Raw genomic sequence first — 14,385 nt, forward strand, 5'->3', positions numbered from 1 at the left:
AACAGCCTCGTCCGCTCCGGTGCTCCCGCCGGCGCGAAGGATCGACCGTGGCGGGCAGGTCTCCTGACTCCCGGGTCGTCGCGTGCCGCCCCGCCTTCCCGGTGCCGGTCACCCGGCGATCCAGTGGCATATCGGGACGGCTGCTCGCCGGTCACAGTTGCGGGGACAGCGCCGGGCTTGCGGACATCCGCGCACCGGCTTCCCTTTTGATCCCCTTGCGGGGAACCCGTCACGCCGCGGCGGTTAGCCGCAGGCGGGGCATGGGTCAACGGATGTCGGGAACCGGTCGCGCCCGCCGCCGCGCCTCAGGCACCGCGGCGCCCCAGCTGCGCGACGCGCGCGACCAGATCGCGGCAGACCGCGGGCGTGACGAACTTCGACACGTCGCCGCCGTACAGCGCGATCTCCTTGACCAGCCGGCTGGCGATCGGCTGCAACGCCACGTCGGCCATCAGGAAGACCGTCTCGACATGGCGGTTCAGCTGCTGGTTCATCCCCGCCATCTGGTACTCGTACTCGAAATCGGCGACCGCCCTCAGCCCGCGGACGATCATCGTCGCCCCCTCGCGCGTGGCGAAGTCCATCAGCAGCGAATCGAACGCGACGACGTCGATCGCGGCATCGATTCCGGCGACCTCGCGCCGCACCGTCTCCATCCGCTCGTCCAGCGTGAACATCGGCGACTTGGACGGATTGGTGGTGACGCCGATCACCAGCCGGTCGACCAGCGTCGCACCGCGGCGGATGATATCCATGTGACCCAGCGTCAGCGGATCGAACGTGCCCGGATAGACGCCGATACGCTGGGTCAACGGTCGCGCTCCACCACGTATCGCGCCACCGCGCGCAGCAGGTCGGCCTCCGCACCATAGCCGCGCAGATGGCCGATCGCCTGGTCGACCAGCATCCGGCACTGCTCGCGCGCCCGCTCGACGCCCAGCAGCGACAGGAACGTCTCCTTGCCCGCATCGCCGTCCTTGCGCAGCTTCTTGCCCGCCAGCTGCTCGTCGCCCTCTGCGTCCAGCAGGTCGTCGGCGATCTGGAACGCCAGCCCCAGATCGTGCGCATAGCCGCGCAGCGGCGTCCGTCCCTCGTGCGGGACGCGGCCCAGGATCGCCCCCGCCTCGACCGCGGCGCAGATCAGCGCGCCGGTCTTCATCTGCTGCAGACGGGTGACCGTGTTCAGGTCGAACCGCGCCTTCTCCGCCTCCAGGTCCATCATCTGGCCCCCCGCCATGCCCGACGGGCCGGCGGCACGCGACAGGTCGAGCACCAGTTCGGACCGGACGAACGGATCGGGATGGGTGCGCGGATCGGCCAGCACCTCGAATGCCAGCGCGTGGAGGCAGTCGCCTGCCAGGATCGCCGTCGCCTCGCCGAATGCCCTGTGCACCGTCGGCTTGCCACGGCGCAGGTCGTCGTCGTCCATCGCCGGCAGGTCGTCGTGGATCAGCGAATAGACGTGGATCGCCTCGATCGCGACGCCGACCAGCGCGGCGGCATCGCGGTGCACCGCGAACAGGTCGGCCGTCGCCATGACCAGCAGCGGGCGAAGCCGCTTGCCGCCGCCGATCGCCGCGTGGCGCATCGCCCGGTACAGGTCGGCGCGCGGGTCGTCGGGAATGGCGAGCAGCGTGTCGAACCGCCGGTCGACCTCCTCGCCGACCACGGTGATCGCCTGGTCCAGCGACGCGGGCAATGCGGTCATCGGATCGTCAGCCCGCGGCAAAGGGGCGGGTGCCGGCGGGCTTCCCCTCGGCGTCGAGGCGGATCGCCTCGATCCGGGCCCGCGCCGCGTCCAGCCGCTCGGCACAGCGGGCACGCAACCGGTCCCCCCGCTCGTACAGCCGGATCGATTCGTCGAGCGTCGCGTCGCCGCTTTCCAGCCGCCCGACGATCCGCTCCAGTTCCTTCAACGCGTCCTCGAACGAGAGGTCGTCGACCGGCGTTTCACTATCCATCGCCCTGCTATGCGACAGGAGTTTTCGGGTGGCAAGGCGGCGACGGACCGGGATACCGCCGGGCGCCTGCGACGTTGCACCGCCATGTTCACCCCGATCAATCCCGCGACCGGCCAGGCCGGCACCCCCATCCCCGAACTGACCGACGACGAGGTGGAGGCGAAGCTGGCACTGGCCGCCGATGCCTATGCCGCGTGGCGCACCACCGACCTGTCGACGCGCACCGCGCTGCTGTCGGCGATCGCCGACCGGTTCGAGGCGGACAAGGAGCGCCTCGCCCGCATCGCCACCGACGAGATGGGCAAGACGCTGAAGAGCGCCGTGGCGGAAGTGGAGAAGTGCGTCGCCGGCTTCCGCCACTATGCCAAGGCGGGGCCGGAGATGCTGGCATCGCGGACGTTCGACACCACCGGCGGCCCCGCGACGGCGCGCTGGCTGCCGATGGGCCCGGTGCTGGCGGTGATGCCGTGGAACTTCCCCTACTGGCAGGTGGTCCGCTTCGTCGCCCCGACGATCATGGCGGGCAATGTCGGGCTGCTGAAGCACGCCTCGCTGACGCAAGGGTGCGGCGCGGCGATCGAGGAGACGATCCGCGCCGCGGGCGCCCCGGCCGGGCTGTTCCAGAACCTTGCGATCAAGGCGGGGCGCGTCGACGCGCTGGTCGCCGACCCGCGTATCGTCGCGGTCACGCTGACCGGCAGCGAGGACGCCGGATCGAAGGTCGCGGCGACCGCCGGGCGCGAGCTGAAGAAGGTCGTGCTGGAACTGGGCGGGTCTGACCCGTTCATCGTCATGCCCTCCGCCGATCTCGATGCCGCGGCAAGGGCGGCGGTGACCGCGCGCATCCAGAACAGCGGCCAGTCGTGCATCTGCGCCAAGCGAATGATCGTCCATGCCGATGTGTACGACGCGTTCCTCGACCGGTTCGCGCAGGGGATGAGGGCGGCGAAGGCCGGCGATCCGCTCGCCGCCGACAGCGACATGGGCCCGCTCTCCAGCGAGGAGCAGCGTCGGACCGTGCTCGACCAGCTGGCGACGATCCGCGCGGCGGGCGGCCGCCTGCTGTTCGGGGGAGAGGCGCTGCCCGGTCCCGGCGCGTACATGTCGGCCGGCATCCTGGTCGACGTGCCGCCCACGTCGCCGATCGCGCAGGAGGAGCTGTTCGGCCCGGTCGCGATGCTGTTCAAGGCCGCCGACATCGGCTCGGCGATCGCGCTGGCGAACGACATACCCTATGGCCTCGGCTCATCGGTGTGGACCAGCGACCCCGCCGAGCGCGAGCGCTTCGAACGCGACATCACGGCGGGAATGACGGCGGTCAACCAGATGCTGGCATCGAACCCGGAGGCGCCCTTCGGCGGGATCAAGAAATCCGGCCATGGCCGCGAACTGGGTCCGTACGGGTTGCACGAGTTCATGAATCTGAAGACCGTATTCGGCTGAAGCGAACCGGCAAGCCGCGGTTGCCCCGGCCCGTTCTGCGCCTGCCAACCGCCGTCACCTTTGCGCCGGCAGGCCTCTTCCGTCGGCGCCGCCAAATTGCGATCTATCCAGGCCGAACCACTCACGACGACCACCCCGGCGAAGGCCGGGGTCCAGTTGCGATGGCCCGCGTGTCGATGCGCAACGCCCCTCGCTCCCGCCCCTCCGCTTCGCCGGGGGGTACTTCATCTTGGATGCATCACACCCCCAACGGGCCCCCATCGGCAGACCCCGCCTGCGCGGGAACGACCCACACGCCCGGGATCACTCCGCCGCCAGCACCTCGGCCAGCAGGTCCTTGCGACTGAGCTTGCCGATCATCGTCTTCGGCAAACTGTCGCGTACCACTACCGCATCGACCCGCTCGTGCCGTCCCAGCTGCGGGTTCAGCCAGGCGCATAGCCCCTCGCCCGTCGCGTCCATCCCCTGTTCCAGCACGACATAGGCGCGCGGCCGCTCGCCGCGGTAATCGTCGGGCAGGCCGATGACGAGCGCTTCCTTGATCGCCGGATGATGGTGGAGGATCGCCTCGATCTGGCTGGGGAACACCTTGAAGCCGCTCACCGCGATCATGTCCTTCAGCCGGTCGACGATCGCGACGAAGCCGTCGGCGTCGATCGTCCCGACATCGCCGGTCCGCAGCCACCGCCGCCCCGCCGCATCGGTGACGAATACCTCCGCGTCGGCATCCGGGCGGTTCCAGTATCCCTTCATGATCTGCGGCCCCGCCACGGCGATCTCGCCCGGCTCTCCCGGCGGCGCGGCGATGGTGGGATCCTCCTTGTCGAGCAGCCGGATGTCGGTCCCGGGCACCGGCTGGCCGATCGACCTGCCCCGCGCCGGACCCTCGTACGGATTGCACGACACCACGCCCGAACTTTCGGACAGGCCGTATCCCTCGACCAGCAGGGCACCGGTGACCGCCTGGAACTTCTGCTTCAGCTCGACCGACAGGGGCGCGCCGCCGGACACGCAGACCCGCAAGCTTGAAAAGTCGGTGGAGGGCGTCGCCGGATGGTCGAGCAGCGCCTGGTACATGGTCGGCACGCCCGGCATCGATGTCGCCCTGGTCCGGTGGAGCGCGGCCAGTGTCTGCCCGGCATCGAACCGGGGCAGCATCACGATCTCGCCGCCGGTCAGCACCGTGCGGTTCAGCACGCAGGTGTTGGCGAAGACGTGGAACAGCGGCAGCACGCCCATGATCCGGTCGACCTGCCGGCCGCGCTCGGGATCCAGCCCGGCGACCTGCTGGGCGTTGGCGGCCAGGTTGGCATGGGTCAGCATCGCCCCCTTGGGCGTGCCCGTGGTACCGCCGGTATACTGGATCAGGGCGACGTCGCGTACCGGATCGATCGTCGGTCGCGCGCAGGTGCCGGCATTGGCGATCAGGGTCGAGAAGGCGACGACGCGCGGATCGTCGGGCCTTGCCGTCACCTCGCGCCGCCGGGTCAGCCGGTACAGGATCGACTTGGCCGGCGGCAGCGCCCCCGCCACCGACCCGACCACCAGCCGCTCCAGCGCGCTTCGCTCCAGCACCTCCAGCGCGGTGGGCAGCAGCGCGCTGGCAGACAGGGTGAACAGCAGGCGCGTGCCCGAATCGGCGACCTGGTCGGCCAGTTCGGCCGCGGTGTACAGGGGCGAGAAGTTCACCACCGTCGCACCCAGTTTCAGGATGCCGTAATAGGCCGCGACGTAATGCGGCACGTTGGGCAGGTACAATCCGATCCGGTCGCCCTGCCCATATCCCAGTGCCGCCAGCCCGCACGCGACCCGGTTGGCGCCATCCAGCGTCTCCGCATAGGAATAACGGCGGCCCATGAAATCGATCAGCGGCGCCGCCCCGGCCTTCAGAGCCGACGCCTCGAACAGCTCGGCCATCGATTGCGGATCGGAGGTCCAGTTCCAGGCGACGGGGTGGCGATAGCGGTCGACCCAGGGTGCCAGCGTTTCCATTTACATCGGTGTAAGCAACACGGCCGACCGGTGCAACCGGGCTGGTCGTTCAGGCGGCGACGGGCAGCGTCGCCGCGTCGCGCGCCCGGTCCCGCCCCGCCGCCTTGGCCGCGTACAGCGCGCGATCCGCCTGCCGGTACAGGGACTTCCAGTCGGTCTCGCGCAGCAGCGATCCGGTGCAGGTACCGATGCTGGTGGTCACCCGCATGTCGAACGGCATCCGCGCCATGCGCAGCGCGTGCAGGATGGCGGCCGGCCTCACCCCCGCATCGGCCGGGGCGACGACGGCGAACTCCTCGCCACCCAGTCGTGCCACCAGCGATCCCGCGGGCACCGCGGCTTCCAGCGTGCGGGCGAAGCTGCGCAGCACCTCGTCGCCGCCGTCATGGCCGATCGTCTCGTTGACGTCCTTGAAATGGTCCAGGTCGGCGATCATCAGCGTCTGGTCGCCGGTGCGCCCGATCGCGTGGTGCAGGAATGCGCGGCGGTTCAGCAGGCCGGTCAGCGGGTCGGTATCGGCCAGCGCGCGTGCGATCAGCTCGCGCTCGCGGGCATGGTCGCGCTGCCGTTGCAGCAGGCGCAGCCGGTACGCGATGCCGATGCTCGACAGCAGCGCTTCCAGCCCCATCGACATGACCGTCGACTGGTCCAGCCAGAACGACCAGTCGATCCATCCCAAACCATGGACGATGCGCAGGCTGGACGTGACGATCGGCACGCCCCACGCGATCGCGAACAGCCACAGGTAGTTGCTCCGCCGCCGCCACGCCTGGATCAGCAGCGCCGGCACCAGCAGTATCAGCAGGACGTAGCTGGCGGTGACGATCCGATCGAGCGCCAGGATGTGGCGCGGTGCCAGCACCGCGAACGCCAGATTGGATGCCAGCAGCCCGGCGACGACGACGTTGCTCGCCGTGCCCAGCCAGCCGGCGAACACCCGCCGCTCGAAGAAGAAGCGGGCGAACATGATCACCGACGCGGCGCAGGCGCCCAGCAGTACCGCGTTCAGCCGCAACCGGTCGTTATTGTCCAGATGGGGCAGCCAGATGCTCAACAGGCCCGATGTCGAGACGACATAGGCGAACAGGCTGGCCAGCAGCCCGCAATAGGCCGCCTGGAACGCCTGGCGCAGCGCCATCAGCAGCGCGAGATTGTAGATCAGCAGCCCGCCGATCACCCCGCCGAACGCGGCGTAGAAGGTGCCGAGCGACAGTTCCGCCAGCCTGCTGTCGGCGACCGTGCCGACCACCGAGCCCAGGACGATGCCGCGCAGGTTCCCCGATCCCTCGACATGCCACAACAGCCGCACCGGCCGCGTGCCCGCGCGGGCGACCGGCATCTCGATGCGTGCGCCCATGCCCAGCCGGGTGCTCGTCGTGCGGCTCGTGAACCCGCCCGCCCGGATCGTGCCGTCGGCGTACAGGACATACAGGGTGACCCGGTCCTGCCACACGCTGGAGGTGCGCGCGACGTCGATCGGGCCGGCCGGCAAGGGTGTGGAGATCAGCCAGTAATCGCCGGCGCCGAACGCGCGCTGCGGGGTGGTGCAGTCGAACCGGTCGGGGCGGGCGAACAGCGCCCGTGCCGTCATCCCCGGGGCGGCGGGCAGGACGCACAGCGGCACCTCCCGTCCGGCCGGCATCGCCGCGGCGGGCGCGCCGTACAGCGTGACGGCGGCCAGCAACAATGCCAGCCTCCACACCCACCGTATCGCCGAGCCGATCATGACATCGGCGTAGGTCGGCAATGGCGAAAAAATGGTAAACAACTTCGGAAGTTCCGGGGTCGCCACCGCGACCCCGTTGCTTCCGCGCGGCTATTCCGCCTGGACCGGGGCCGCCTTGCCGCCCTTCTTCTTGGGCTTCTTGGGCGCGGCAGGCTCGATCGCGAAGGACAGCGCGCCGTCCTTCATCCGCACCGTCACCTCGCCGCCATGCACCAGCTTGCCGAACAGCAGTTCCTCGGCCAGCGGCTGCTTGATCTTCTCCTGGATCAGGCGTCCCATCGGCCGCGCGCCGTACAGCTTGTCGTATCCCTTCTCGGTCAACCAGCTCTTGGCCGCATCGTCCAGGTTGATGTGGACGCCGCGGTCCGCCAGCTGCAATTCCAGCTGCAGGATGAACTTGTCGACCACGCGGGCGACCACCTCGGTCGGCAGGTAACCGAACGGCACGATCGCATCCAGGCGGTTGCGGAACTCCGGCGTGAACAGCTTCTGCACCGCCTGCTCGTCCTCGCCCTCGCGCGACAGATTGCCGAAGCCCAGCGTCTCGCGCGCCATGTCCGACGCACCCGCATTGGTCGTCATGATCAGGATGACGTTGCGGAAATCGACGGTCTTGCCGTGCTGGTCGGTCAGGCGGCCGTTGTCCATCACCTGCAACAGGATGTTGAACAGATCGGGATGCGCCTTCTCGATCTCGTCGAGCAGCAGCACGCAGTGCGGGTTCTGGTCGACCGCATCGGTCAAGAGGCCGCCCTGGTCGAAGCCGACATAGCCCGGGGGCGCACCGATCAGCCGGCTGACCGAGTGACGCTCCATATACTCGCTCATGTCGAAGCGCTGGAGCGGGATGCCCAGGATCGATGCCAGCTGCTTGGCCACCTCGGTCTTGCCGACGCCGGTCGGGCCGGTGAACAGATAGTTGCCGATCGGCTTCTCCGGCTCGCGCAGGCCGGCGCGGGCCAGCTTGATCGCACTCGACAGCTTCTCGATCGCCGAGTTCTGGCCGAACACCACCCGCTTCAGGTCGGTCTCCAGCGTGGCGAGCGCCAGCTTGTCGTCGGTCGACACCGATTTCGGCGGGATGCGCGCCATCGTCGCGATGACCTGCTCGATCTCCTTGGGGGTGATCGTCTTCTTGCGCTTGTTGGGCGGCACCAGCATCTGCATCGCGCCGACCTCGTCGATCACGTCGATCGCCTTGTCGGGCAGCTTGCGGTCGTTGATGTAGCGCGCCGACAGCTCGACCGCCGACTTGATCGCATCGGGCGTATACTTGACCGAGTGGTGCTCCTCGAACGCGGAGCGCAGGCCCGCCAGGATCTTGATCGTATCCTCGACCGTCGGCTCGTTCACGTCGATCTTCTGGAACCGGCGCAGCAGGGCGCGGTCCTTCTCGAAATGGTTGCGGAACTCCTTGTAGGTGGTCGATCCGATGCAGCGGATCGTGCCGCCCGACAGCGCCGGCTTCAGCAGGTTCGACGCGTCCATCGCGCCGCCGCTGGTCGCGCCGGCACCGATCACGGTGTGGATCTCGTCGATGAACAGCACCGCGTGCGGCAGCTTTTCCAGTTCGTTGACGACCGCCTTCAGTCGCTCCTCGAAATCGCCGCGATAGCGGGTGCCCGCCAGCAGCGCGCCCATGTCGAGCGAATAGATCACCGCCTCGCGCAGCACGTCGGGCACCTCGCCCTCGACGATCTTGCGCGCCAGGCCTTCCGCGATCGCGGTCTTGCCGACGCCGGGATCGCCGACATACAGCGGATTGTTCTTCGACCGGCGGCACAGGATCTGGATCGTGCGATCCACCTCCGGCCCGCGCCCGATCAGCGGATCGACCTTGCCGATCTTCGCCTTCTCGTTGAGATCGACGGTGAATTGCTTCAGTGCGCTTTCCGTCTTGCCCTTCTCCTGTGCCTTGGCGGGCTTCTCCTCCTCGGCACCCTTGGGGGTCGAGGCCTCGGTCGCGGCACCGCCCTTGCCGACGCCGTGGCTGATGAAGCTCACGGCATCCAGGCGGCTCATGTCCTGCTGCTGCAGGAAATACACGGCATAGCTTTCGCGCTCGCTGAACAGCGCGACCAGCACGTTGGCGCCGGTCACCTCGTCGCGGCCCGACGACTGGACGTGCAGGATGGCGCGCTGGACGACGCGCTGGAACCCGCTGGTGGGCGAGGGATCGGTGGCGGCATCGACCTTCAGCGCGTCGAGTTCGGTATCCAGATAATGGGCGACCGTCGTCTTCAGCTCGCCGAGATCGACGTGGCAGGCGGTCATCACCTTGGCCGCATGCTCGTCATCGACTAGCGCCAGCAGCAGATGCTCCAGCGTGGCATATTCGTGACGGCGCGACGACGCGGCTTCGAGCGCCTTGTGCAGCGTGGTCTCGAGCGCGGGGGCGAAAGAAGGCATTCGCAGTTACTCCACGAGGAGCCCGGTCGGGGCCCCGTTACCGCCTATGTCGGAACGCCGGCCCGCCGCATCAAGCGCCCCCTGCCGGCTAGCCTCCTGCGGGGAAGCGTCGTGTGCGGCAGGAACGGCGGCGGTCACCGCCGGAACAGCGCGTCGGCGCTGGCGCGCTGGTCGGCGACGTGATCGATCCGCCGGCGGACGCGGGCGATCTCTCCCTCCAGCGCGGCGATCCGCGCCTCCAGCTCGGCATGGGACAGGGGATCGAGGTCCTCGACCACCAGCGCGGCCAGGATGTCGTTGCGCCGCGATGGTGCGTCGTCGATCTCCATGGACGCAGCGTTGACCGCCTGCGGGTCGTTGTCAATAACGCCGACAGGGCAACAGGGCGAAACGATGACCAGCATTCCGCGTACGATGACCGCGATCGATCCCGATGCTCCCGGCGGACCGGAGGTGCTGCGCCCGGTCGAGCGGCCGGTGCCGGTGCCCGGCCCGGGAGAGGTGCTGGTCCGCGTCGCCGCCGCCGGCGTGAACCGGCCGGAGGTGATGCAGCGCCAGGGCAAATACCCGCCGCCCCCGGGCGCGCCGACGATCCTGGGCATGGAATTGTCGGGCACCATCGTCGCCCTGGGAGAGGGGGTGGAGCGGGAACGGCTGGGCGAGCCGGTCTGCGCGCTGGTCACCGGCGGCGCCTATGCGCAATATGCCGTCGCCCCGGCCGGCCAGTGCCTGCCCGTCCCCGCCGCCCTGTCGATGGTCGAGGCGGCGGCACTGCCGGAGACGCTGTTCACCGTCTGGACCAACCTGTTCGAGCGCGCCTTCGCCAGCGAGGGCGATACCGTCCTCGTCCATGGCGGCACCAGCGGCATCGGCACGATGGCGATCAAGCTGGCCAATCTGTTCGGCGTCAGGATCATCGTGACCGCGGGCTCGCCCGAAAAATGCGCCGCCGCCCTGGCGCTCGGCGCCGATCACGCGATCGATTACAAGGCTGCCGATTTCGTCGGAGAGGTCGCGCAGTTGACCGGCAACCGGGGCGTCGACGTCGTGCTCGACATGGTCGGCGGCGACTATGTCCCGCGCAACCTGAAATGCCTGGCCGACGACGGTCGCCACGTCTCGATCGCGGTCCAGCGCGGCGCCACGGCCGAGGTTCCGTTGTTCGAGATCATGCGCCGCCGTCTGACCCTGACCGGCTCGACGCTCCGCCCGCGCAGCACCGCGTTCAAGACGCTGGTGGCGGACGAGATCCACCGCTCGGTCTGGCCGCATGTCGAGGCCGGCCGCCTCAGGCCCGCGATCGATCGCACCTTCCCGCTCGCCGACGCTGCCGGCGCCCATGCCCGGATGGAGGCGGGCGACCATGTCGGCAAGATCGTGCTGACGATGGAGTAATCACCGATGGAAAACCAGAACCATGACGGAACTGATTTCATCGTGAACCAAATGTGTCATTGATGTATTTTGAATCAGCTACATAGGCATATTTCCCTTTCTTTTCTGCAATTACTGCTAAATGGCGCACTTTCTCCATTATACGTTTTACCGTACCTTGTTTTGGATGCGAGAGACGTATGCCTGCATGAATCTCTTCAGTGAACCAAGCCGCTACACGACATATCTATAGGGTGCCGATCAAAATAGGGGCCAATGTCAGGGCAGATGCTATTAGAGATAGCGATCTTTCTTGGTTTTCAGGATCGCTGGGGGCATCGGCGATCGGGTCCCGCTCGAACCGATGCTTCCGGCACTTGGAAAAGCTTTAGTCAGGCAAGGCTTGTTGGCAAACAACGATTGCTGGTGGGAGCGAAGGGTCATGAGCAACCTTTTTCTGGTCTTCACATTGCTGACGGCACCGGCCGATATCGCAAAAAGAGGATCGCCGATCGAAAGCTGGAGTCGTCCCGGCGTCGGCTATGCGGAATATCGATCCGACTCCGTGGACTGCGCTAAAGCCGGCTTCTTTCGCGATGTGTCGAAGGATGAACCTGCGAAGAAATTCATCCGTGGTTTCATCACGGCGGACGATGAACTCAACAAGGGTGACATCGGCGGTCCCTCGCCGGATAGATGGATGGAGGCCATCTCGCGGACGCAACCCGATCGCCTCAAGCGGGACGTGCACGCCATACAGGTCGGCGACGTGGAACAATGCCTGCTAGGTAAAGGCTACCGTAAATTCGCGCTGTCACGAGAAGAACGTAGTGAACTTGGCCGCCTGCGACCGGGATCTGAAGCTCGACATCGTTTCATGCATGATCTGTCGTCGCGCCCGCGATGATCGCACCGCGCACCGAAACGCACCCCCGCCTTGCCACCACGGTCCACAGGGCGTACATCCCCGCCATGCACGGCCGCTCCGCAAGGGGCGGCCCTTATTGTTTGTACGGAGTTCCCGCCGTGGCCCAGCCGCTTATGCCTCACGCGACCGCTTCCTGGCTGGTCGACAACACCTCGCTCTCCTTTCCGCAGATCGCCGAATTCTGCGGCCTCCACGTGCTCGAGGTGCAGGCGATCGCCGACGATACCGCCGCGACCAAGCTCACCGGCCGCGATCCGGTGCGTGCGCACGAGCTGACCCAGGACGAGATCGACAAGGGTCAGGCCGATCCCAATTACGTGCTGAAGATGATCAAGGGGCCGGAACAGGTCCGCCGTACCAAGGGTCCGCGCTACACCCCGGTGTCGAAGCGTCAGGACAAGCCCGACGGCATCGCCTGGATCATCCGCAACCATCCGGAGATCACCGATGGCGCGATCGGCAACCTGATCGGCACCACCCGCACCACCATCGCCGCCATCCGCGATCGCAGCCACTGGAACATCGCCAACATCACGCCGAAGGATCCGGTGACGCTGGGCCTGACCACCCAGCGCGAGTTGGACGCCGCGGTGGCGAAGGCGGCCAAGGCCGCCGGCACCGAGGCCCAGCCGACCGACACCCGGCTGGAGGGTGACCGCGAGGCACTGATCGCCCAGCTCCACGCCGAGCGCGAGCAGTCCGCCCGCGACGCCAACACCGCCCTCCACGGCGACGACCCCGCCGCCCAGGCCCGCGCCCTCTTCGACGACCCGTTCCGCCGATAAACGCAGGATGGGGCGGCGGCGGCCGCCCTTTCCGGCTTCGCACGGAGCTCCACCTCCTCACACCCCACGTCGCCCCGGCCTCGAGCCGGAGCCCCGCTTCTCCCGAACGGCACCAACAGCGAGACTCCGGCTCACGTCAGGGGGCGGACCAAGCCATTCCCTCCACGAGAGGGGCAAGCCACGATCCACCCGCCCCGCCCCACCCGCCTCCCCGGCGAAGGCCGGGGCCCAGTTGGGAAACGCCGAAGAGGCGCGGTGCCAGTCGTCACGACCGTCACACCGCCGGACCCGGCCTTCGCGAGACCTTTGCGAAAGTCCCTCTCCACTCCGTTTTTCATCATCCCGGCGTGCCCCAGGATGACCGAAGAGTTTCGCAAAGGTCCCGCTTTTGCCCGGAAGGGCTGAACTCGGATCGATCCCGCCCCGGATCAAATACCAAACGTCGAGAACGGGCCTCCACAGCGATCTTCCGACAAACCACAGAGCGCAGCACCCGCGTTCCCGGGGCGCCATGTCCTACCCGGCCCGCTTCCTGTACGATGCGCGACATGACGATCCGCCGCTCCGACGTCCGCGCCCTCACGCAGCGGCTCACCACCCGTTCCACGCCACCACCACGCCCCGTGTCGACATGCGCGGGCGGCTCCGTCGCAACCGTCAACTTCCTCAACATTCGCACCGCGGCATGCCGGCACCGTCGCCCTTGGAATCGGCGCTCGACGTTCGCAGCCACCCGTCTCAACATTCGCCGCCCGAAAGCTCCGCAGTCCTCAACTTCCTCAACATTCGCGCCCGCGCCGGCCGCCCAAGTCATTGCATCGCCACATTACCCTGCCCGCTTGCCACCCCCCGCGCCCGGCCTATGCTCCGCTGACCAAGGATGAGGATCACCGACGATGTGCGATGAACTGACCGCGCGCGACAACGCGCAGAGCGACGGCGCCACCCGGCGCCAGTTCGGCCTCGGCATGGGAGCCGCGACGCTGGCCATGATGCTGCCCAGCCCGGCCAACGCGCTGACGGTCGCCGGCCGCGCCGTGTCGATCAGGACCGCCGACGGCACCGCCGATGCCTGGTTCGTCGCGCCGACCGCGGGCAAGCATCCCGGGGTGCTGATCTGGCCCGACATCATGGGGCTGCGGCCGGCGTTCGAGCAGATGGCGCGGCGACTGGCCGAATCCGGCTATGCCGTTCTCGTGGTCAACCAGTTCTACCGCTCGACAAAGGCGCCTTTCCTCAAGCCCGGCGAGTCCTACGACCAGCCTGCGGTGCGTGAGCGGATCACGCCGTGGCGCGCCGCCCTGACCCCGGCGGCCACCACCGCCGACGGCCGCACCTTCGTCGACTGGCTCGATGCGCAGCCGCAGGTCGACCGCCGGCGCGGCATCGCCGTCACCGGTTATTGCATGGGTGGGCCGATGATGATGCGCACCGCCGCCGCCCGCGCCGATCGCGTCCGCGCCGGTGCCTCGTTCCACGGTGCCGCACTGGTCGGCGACACGCCCGACAGCCCGGACAAGCTCGTGCCCCGGCTGAAGGGCGGCTACCTGATCGCGATCGCCGCCAACGACGACGCACGCGCGCCGGGCGACAAGGATGCGTTGCGCGCCGCCTTCGCCGCGGCGAAGGTGCCGGCTGAGATCGAGGTCTATGCGGGTGCCAACCATGGCTGGTGCCCGCCCGACAGCCGCGCCTACGACCGGCCCCAGGCCGAACGCGCTTGGGCCCGGCAACTTGCGCTGTTCGACCGCCAGCTCTGACGACGTC

Annotated in this window: 12 protein-coding genes and 1 riboswitch; of the genes, 5 read left to right on the top strand and 7 right to left on the bottom strand. The window is 68.1% G+C overall.

Going from position 1 to position 14,385, the window contains the following annotated elements:
* Nucleotides 1-36: 36 nt before the first annotated feature.
* Nucleotides 37-245: riboswitch (cobalamin riboswitch) on the bottom strand.
* Nucleotides 246-305: 60 nt separating this feature from the next.
* The 3 genes from coaD to ABC319_RS06315 are packed head-to-tail and all read right to left on the bottom strand — an operon-like array spanning nt 306 to nt 1,961.
* On the bottom strand, nt 306-812 hold the full coding sequence (gene coaD, locus ABC319_RS06305; RefSeq protein ID WP_413069404.1) for a pantetheine-phosphate adenylyltransferase: 507 nt from the start codon (nt 810-812) through the stop codon (nt 306-308).
* Nucleotides 809-1,708 carry a polyprenyl synthetase family protein gene (locus ABC319_RS06310; protein ID WP_413069405.1) on the bottom strand — a complete coding sequence of 300 codons (900 nt, stop codon included), beginning with the start codon at nt 1,706-1,708 and terminating at the stop codon, nt 809-811. Before ABC319_RS06310 ends, coaD begins: the two co-directional genes overlap by 4 nt.
* A 7-nt stretch (nt 1,709-1,715) precedes the next feature.
* On the bottom strand, nt 1,716-1,961 hold the full coding sequence (locus ABC319_RS06315) for an exodeoxyribonuclease VII small subunit (RefSeq protein WP_413069406.1): 246 nt from the start codon (nt 1,959-1,961) through the stop codon (nt 1,716-1,718).
* An 84-nt stretch (nt 1,962-2,045) separates the two neighbouring features.
* Between ABC319_RS06315 and ABC319_RS06320 the strand changes: the two genes are divergently transcribed.
* Nucleotides 2,046-3,404 carry an NAD-dependent succinate-semialdehyde dehydrogenase gene (locus tag ABC319_RS06320; protein WP_413069407.1) on the top strand — a complete coding sequence of 453 codons (1,359 nt, stop codon included), beginning with the start codon at nt 2,046-2,048 and terminating at the stop codon, nt 3,402-3,404.
* Nucleotides 3,405-3,707: 303 nt separating this feature from the next.
* Here ABC319_RS06320 and ABC319_RS06325 read toward each other — a convergent pair whose 3' ends face one another.
* From ABC319_RS06325 to ABC319_RS06340, 4 genes are all read right to left on the bottom strand, one after another.
* On the bottom strand, nt 3,708-5,396 hold the full coding sequence (locus ABC319_RS06325; protein ID WP_413069408.1) for an AMP-binding protein: 1,689 nt from the start codon (nt 5,394-5,396) through the stop codon (nt 3,708-3,710).
* A gap of 49 nt (nt 5,397-5,445) precedes the next feature.
* Nucleotides 5,446-7,164: a sensor domain-containing diguanylate cyclase gene (locus tag ABC319_RS06330; protein WP_413069409.1), complete on the bottom strand. Its 1,719-nt coding sequence runs from the start codon at nt 7,162-7,164 to the stop codon at nt 5,446-5,448.
* A gap of 48 nt (nt 7,165-7,212) precedes the next feature.
* Entirely contained in the window at nt 7,213-9,531 is a 2,319-nt protein-coding gene (clpA, locus tag ABC319_RS06335; protein WP_413069410.1) for an ATP-dependent Clp protease ATP-binding subunit ClpA, read from the bottom strand.
* Nucleotides 9,532-9,665: 134 nt separating this feature from the next.
* Nucleotides 9,666-9,860 carry a DUF1192 family protein gene (locus ABC319_RS06340; RefSeq protein ID WP_413069411.1) on the bottom strand — a complete coding sequence of 65 codons (195 nt, stop codon included), beginning with the start codon at nt 9,858-9,860 and terminating at the stop codon, nt 9,666-9,668.
* Nucleotides 9,861-9,924: 64 nt separating this feature from the next.
* On the opposite strand from ABC319_RS06340, the gene ABC319_RS06345 reads away from it, so the two are divergent.
* From ABC319_RS06345 to ABC319_RS06360, 4 genes are all read left to right on the top strand, one after another.
* Nucleotides 9,925-10,926, top strand: coding sequence for an NAD(P)H-quinone oxidoreductase (locus ABC319_RS06345; RefSeq protein WP_413069412.1), 1,002 nt, complete (start codon nt 9,925-9,927; stop codon nt 10,924-10,926).
* A 421-nt stretch (nt 10,927-11,347) separates the two neighbouring features.
* Nucleotides 11,348-11,812, top strand: coding sequence for a hypothetical protein (locus ABC319_RS06350; protein WP_413069413.1), 465 nt, complete (start codon nt 11,348-11,350; stop codon nt 11,810-11,812).
* A 119-nt stretch (nt 11,813-11,931) separates the two neighbouring features.
* Entirely contained in the window at nt 11,932-12,618 is a 687-nt protein-coding gene (locus ABC319_RS06355; RefSeq protein ID WP_413069414.1) for a cell cycle transcriptional regulator TrcR, read from the top strand.
* Nucleotides 12,619-13,514: 896 nt separating this feature from the next.
* On the top strand, nt 13,515-14,378 hold the full coding sequence (locus ABC319_RS06360) for a dienelactone hydrolase family protein (protein WP_413069415.1): 864 nt from the start codon (nt 13,515-13,517) through the stop codon (nt 14,376-14,378).
* Nucleotides 14,379-14,385: the final 7 nt, after the last annotated feature.

The sequence above is a fragment of the Sphingomonas phoenicis genome (assembly GCF_047238005.1).
Lineage (GTDB): Bacteria > Pseudomonadota > Alphaproteobacteria > Sphingomonadales > Sphingomonadaceae > Sphingomonas.

Coding starts and splice junctions, on each gene's coding strand:
- ABC319_RS06310 (WP_413069405.1), bottom strand. CDS start 1,708: ATGACCGCATTGCCCGCGTCGCTGGACCAGGCGATCACCGTGGTCGGC.
- ABC319_RS06350 (WP_413069413.1), top strand. CDS start 11,348: ATGAGCAACCTTTTTCTGGTCTTCACATTGCTGACGGCACCGGCCGAT.
- ABC319_RS06325 (WP_413069408.1), bottom strand. CDS start 5,396: ATGGAAACGCTGGCACCCTGGGTCGACCGCTATCGCCACCCCGTCGCC.
- ABC319_RS06320 (WP_413069407.1), top strand. CDS start 2,046: ATGTTCACCCCGATCAATCCCGCGACCGGCCAGGCCGGCACCCCCATC.
- ABC319_RS06360 (WP_413069415.1), top strand. CDS start 13,515: ATGTGCGATGAACTGACCGCGCGCGACAACGCGCAGAGCGACGGCGCC.
- clpA (WP_413069410.1), bottom strand. CDS start 9,531: ATGCCTTCTTTCGCCCCCGCGCTCGAGACCACGCTGCACAAGGCGCTC.
- ABC319_RS06345 (WP_413069412.1), top strand. CDS start 9,925: ATGACCAGCATTCCGCGTACGATGACCGCGATCGATCCCGATGCTCCC.
- ABC319_RS06315 (WP_413069406.1), bottom strand. CDS start 1,961: ATGGATAGTGAAACGCCGGTCGACGACCTCTCGTTCGAGGACGCGTTG.
- ABC319_RS06340 (WP_413069411.1), bottom strand. CDS start 9,860: ATGGAGATCGACGACGCACCATCGCGGCGCAACGACATCCTGGCCGCG.